This is a genomic window from Thermovirga lienii (assembly GCF_036847465.1).
GTDB lineage: Bacteria > Synergistota > Synergistia > Synergistales > Thermovirgaceae > Thermovirga > Thermovirga lienii.
The window spans coordinates 1-4,931 of sequence record NZ_DAITZW010000059.1 but is presented as its reverse complement, the minus strand read 5'-3'; the positions used below and the strand labels follow the sequence as shown (position 1 = coordinate 4,931).

Sequence of the window (4,931 nt, the reverse complement as noted above, 5' to 3'; positions counted from 1 at the left end):
ACTCCCACCATCTCCTTCAACTAATTAAACGGAAGCAATTTGTGGCCCCTTACAAATGTTTCAGGTAAAGTGGGGGGAAACGAAGAAAAAGCTGATTGAGCTCCAAATGACAATATGAAGTTTCATCGTTACAATATACGTAAACTACCTAAAGATAAGGCAGGTACGTATATTGAGAAAATCTTTCCTTAGCTTTACCACCATCATGATGATACTTCTGACTGCTCTCTTCTGTGATATGGCGGCAGCCGTTGCTGTAACCAGGGGAGAGTTGGTACACGAAATAATCAAAACCCTTGAGATCCCCTACTGGGAGGGTGAAAAGTACTTCGTTGACATACCGCCCGAGCACCCAGCCAAGGCTGCTGCTGAGACAGCCTTGGCGCTTGGCATAATACTCCCGAACGAAACGTTCTACCCTGATCTGGAAGCCACCAACGCAGAAGCTCTGTTCTTTGCACTGAGGGCCATGGGCCTTAGACATGAAGCACAAATAATAGAGAAACTGACACCAACAGAAAACTCCCTTAACATACCAGACTACATATTTCCATATTATTTGATCGCCGAAGACATAACTCCAGAAGCACCCAAGGACATCCTATCGAGGCCGAAGGATACTTTGACGCAAGAAACCCTACACCAACTAATGCAATGGCTAAGAGATTGCAAGGCCGGTTTGGTTTGGGAGAAAACCTTTCAAGGGGAAAAATCAAGCCTCACATTACACAGGGAGAACATCGGAACTCCTCCCACAGGCTGGATAATTTCGGCGGAGGGGCAGTTCAACTCATTGAACCTGGAAGATCTAAAAGCCAGTTTTTCATCCCAAAAACTTCAAGTCTCCTCCGAAACCACCGCCATGGGGAAAAGGATAACCGTTGGCCCATTCATCCACTTCGCCAAAGCATGGAAAACTGCAGGAAAGATAACTCGGATTTTGAACAAAGAAGCAAAAATTGAAACCTACAAAACCCAGGAGTCACAAGCTCTGTTTTGGGCAGCTGTAAGGTTCTTGCCGCAAGAAACTTCGCCAAAGATCATCACCGCTGGTGAGATAGCCGGGAAAAGGCTTCCTATATCGTGGATAGCACAGAACACCGGCGCAGAATGTGCCATAAATGGGGGATTTTTCAATAAAACTAAGATAATAGGAAGCCTAATCGTAAGAGGGATACCGATAAGTAACCCCTACGGTAGCCGCTCAGCCATAGGCTGGGACGTTAAAGGAAACTTCCACTTTGCAAGAGGTGATTTCAAGGCAAAGGCAACCATAGAGGACATCGACATTCCGATAGACTCCTTCAACGAAATGAAGGACCATCATCAGGTTGCCCTATTTACCTCACATCTATGGTATTACGCAACGCCCATACCTGATGACGCCATGGAGTTTGTAGTAAGGAAAGGAAAAATAACAGAGGAGAAATACAGCCACCTTTCAAATCATCTGGTGCCCAAAGATGGCTACTTATTGGTTGCAAGAGGAAGGTTCGCTTCAATATTAAGGCAGATTGCCAAGCCTGCCGACATAGACATAAAAGTTCAAATGGCCGATGAAATCATGAAAGATGTCTCTTACCTCCTGCAAGCAGGCCCCATGATACTGAAAGATGGCACCTTTTGTGCTAACAACGAGGGGTTTAGTGCCAACACCATTTTGGAAAGACACCCAAGAACCATAGTAGGTTACGATGGAGTAAACCTCTATTGGTTAATAATTGATGGAAGAGACCCCTGGCACAGCAGGGGAACCACATTAAAGGAAGCTGCCTTAATAGCAAGGGAACTGGGTTGCCACAGCGCGCTGAACCTTGACGGCGGAGGATCTTCCGCCCTGTGGTGGCAAGGAAATATAATAAACAAACCCTCTGGAAATATCGAAAGACCTGTTCCCTACGCGTTGATCTTTTGATCCTTGGAAAAAGGTGTTTCCTTCACCCAAACGTCCATTTGGGGGAAAGGGATATTTATGCCCTCTCTGTCGAAGGCCTCTTTGAGCCTGAGCCTATATTCTCTCCCAACGAACCACTGTTCTCCCGGAGCTGTCTTTATAAGCGCCCGTAATATTATGGCACTATGTTCAAACTCCAAAATCCCATGAACATCCGTCAACTCCAGTATCTTCTCTGGGAAATCCTTCGCCAAACTCTCAGCCACTTCCTTCATGACCGCCAAGGCTTTCTTTATGTCGGCGTGATAAGAAACCCCTACCTTTATCTGAGCCTGCGACCAATGCTTGGTCGCATTTATAACCTCTCCGATCATTCCATTGGGAACTATTATGTGATTGCCGTCCAGGTCCTTCAAATAGGTAGCTCTAAGGGTAAATTTCTCCACCACTCCTGAACGACCAGCTATGGTAACCACATCTCCCACGGCAAAGTGGTCCTCCAAGATGGCTATAAATCCGTTTAAAAAATCTCTAAGCAGGTTTTGAGCAGCCAAGGATATGGCAAGCCCTGCCAAACCCAGACCCGTCAGGGCCGGCATTATATTTATACCCAGGCTATCCAAGAACATCAAAAGTGCCACCGCGAACAAAATAACTCTCAATACATCTATCGCCAATTTTCTGAGGGTGTTGACTCTCTTTTGCCTAGTCGCTAGCTCTATGGGAGTGAGGTCTGTATTCTTAAATACAAATTTATTCAGCGCTGACTCCAAAACCCTACTTAAAACCCTTGCAGTAAGGCGATCCGCAAAAAGCCAAATCAAGACTATCAAAACGGGAGAGAACCACTCACTTATAAATATTTTCTCTATCACTTTCTCTACCACAATAAATCCCTCCTGATAAAACTTCAAACGCCTTTACTAATATAATAAAATTTAGAAAGCATGAAACTCGTCGCTGGACTTAGTGATTATTGTATTGTATTACAGCAACCCACACAAGGAGGCACATTAAAAGAGGGAGGGATTGATATGGGAAAGGTAATTGCAGAGGTCGTAATCGTACCTCACGGAACTGGTTCAACTAGCCTGAGCCCCTATGTTGCTGAAGTAGAAAAAATCCTGCGCAGTTACGACCTTAAAGTCATGCTCACTCCGATGGGAACCATATTAGAGGGAGAACTGGACACCGTTCTTAAAGCAGTAAGAGCAGCTCATGAAGCCCCATTCAAGGCTGGAGCACTGCGAGTAGGAACAACAATAAGAATCGACGATAGAAGGGACAAAAACGCCAGCATGGAACAAAAGGTTAAATCAGTGGAAGAAAAACTAAAAGACTAAATTTCAATCGCCAACAAAGTTAGAGGGGGAAGCTGTTGTGCTCCCCCCTCTTTTCATGCTAATTACCAGGATGTTCCTTGGCCACTACATCCTCACCGGACTGGGTCCTCCAGTAAACGCCTATCTTCATGTAAGAAATAAGCACAGACATAATTGGGTTCAAGTAGTTAAGGAACGCATACGGGAGGTAAGCCAAAGTAGGAACGCCAAGGACGCTGCTTTGGAAGGCGCCACATGTGTTCCAAGGTACCAATGGAGACGTCAATGTACCGCAGTCCTCCAGTGCACGGGATAGCATCCTCGGTGCAAGGCCCTTTTCCTCGAATGCCCTCTTGAACATCCTTCCAGGTATGACCAAGGACAAGTATTGATCTCCAAGGAACAAATTGGATACGAACGAAGAGGCAATTACTGCTCCCATCATTCCACCAACGCTCTTCACGGACTTGGTCAAGGAACCAACTATGGTCTCAAGGAACCCACAGGCCTCCATGACGCCACCAAAGAACAGGGCACAGAATATTAAGGAAATAGTCCACATCATGGAGTCCAATCCTCCACGAGTCAACAGTTCGGTCATCATGTTTCCGACTTCCTGCGCCAACTCGGGAGCTATGGAAAGATCGTTTTGGGCAAGCAGTGCCATTAAGGCATCAGCTTCTGCATTGGCTATCTCTGAGGAAAGCTGAGCTTCATAACCGTAGTGAACGGCGTTTATGATATCAGCAAGTCCGTGCCCCTGGAACACGGAAAGCAAAACTGCCAGAACAACACCAGCAAACAACCCAGGCACGGCTGGAGTCTTTTTGGCCGCCAACAATATTACGACCACTGGCGGCACAAAACCCAAAAGGCTTATGGGAAACTCGGCCTTGAGCATGGTCTGCATTGCCTCGATCTTTGCAGCATCCAAGGAACCTCCTGCGTACTTCATACCCAAAACTATGGTGATTAAGGCCACTATGAGGTAAGTGGGTCCTGTCGACCAAACCATCGCCTTTATGTGATCGAAAAGGTTCGCTCCGGCAACCGCGGGCGCCAGGTTGGTCGTATCAGAAAGGGGAGACATCTTGTCTCCAAAGTATGCTCCTGAAATAACTATTCCTGCAGAAAGTGGGGCAGGTATTCCAAGACCATGAGCTATTCCCATCAATGCTATACCTACAGTTCCAGCTGTGGTCCACGACGAACCGGTGGCCAAAGACACCACGGAACAAACCAATAGAGTAGCCAGCAAGAAGATTGATGGGGATAATATGGAAAGACCATAATAAATGAGAGCAGGTACAACTCCACTTTGGATCCATATTCCTATTACCATACCTATGATCATAAGTATAACTATCGCCTGAAGAGCCACCGCAATAGCGTTGAGGCCTCCTTGCTCTATCTCAGACCAAGGTTTCTTCAAAACCACGACACCAACTATACAGACTACGACGGACGAAATAACTATCGGTATGTGGGCATCAACCCCTAGAGCCAAAACACCGTAACTTATTATTGCTGCTGCGATAGCAAAAACCCCAAGAGACAACCCCAAACTCGGTTTACTTCCTGTACCTTCTGCCATAAAGCCTCTCCTCCTTTTCTCTGCTTATTTGCCGTATTTTACAGAAAGCTCCCTGTAACCTAAACTTCACCTCCTTATCTGTTAAACTCAACTTAGTGGCAGGAATACCTGCCTAAGTTGG

The 4,931-nt window shown here is 46.2% G+C and carries 4 protein-coding genes; 2 read left to right on the top strand and 2 right to left on the bottom strand.

What is annotated here, in order from left to right; translation table 11 throughout:
• Positions 1 to 172: 172 nt before the first annotated feature.
• Positions 173 to 1,915: a phosphodiester glycosidase family protein gene (locus V7Z69_RS09450; RefSeq protein ID WP_334139744.1), complete on the top strand. Its 1,743-nt coding sequence runs from the start codon at positions 173 to 175 to the stop codon at positions 1,913 to 1,915.
• Here the strand turns inward: V7Z69_RS09450 and V7Z69_RS09445 are convergent.
• The gene (locus tag V7Z69_RS09445; protein WP_334139743.1) at positions 1,897 to 2,781 is read right to left on the bottom strand and encodes a mechanosensitive ion channel family protein; all 885 of its coding nucleotides are present in this window, start codon (positions 2,779 to 2,781) and stop codon (positions 1,897 to 1,899) included. The genes V7Z69_RS09450 and V7Z69_RS09445 overlap by 19 nt on opposite strands.
• 147 nt (positions 2,782 to 2,928) lie before the next feature.
• Here V7Z69_RS09445 and V7Z69_RS09440 point away from each other — a divergent pair, with 147 nt between their 5' ends.
• Complete coding sequence (locus V7Z69_RS09440) at positions 2,929 to 3,237, top strand: MTH1187 family thiamine-binding protein (RefSeq protein WP_014163530.1); 309 nt, start codon at positions 2,929 to 2,931, stop codon at positions 3,235 to 3,237.
• 58 nt (positions 3,238 to 3,295) lie between these two features.
• Here the strand turns inward: V7Z69_RS09440 and nhaC are convergent, their stop codons facing one another.
• The gene (gene nhaC, locus V7Z69_RS09435; RefSeq protein ID WP_334139742.1) at positions 3,296 to 4,810 is read right to left on the bottom strand and encodes a Na+/H+ antiporter NhaC; all 1,515 of its coding nucleotides are present in this window, start codon (positions 4,808 to 4,810) and stop codon (positions 3,296 to 3,298) included.
• Between the last annotated feature and the right edge of the window lie 121 nt (positions 4,811 to 4,931).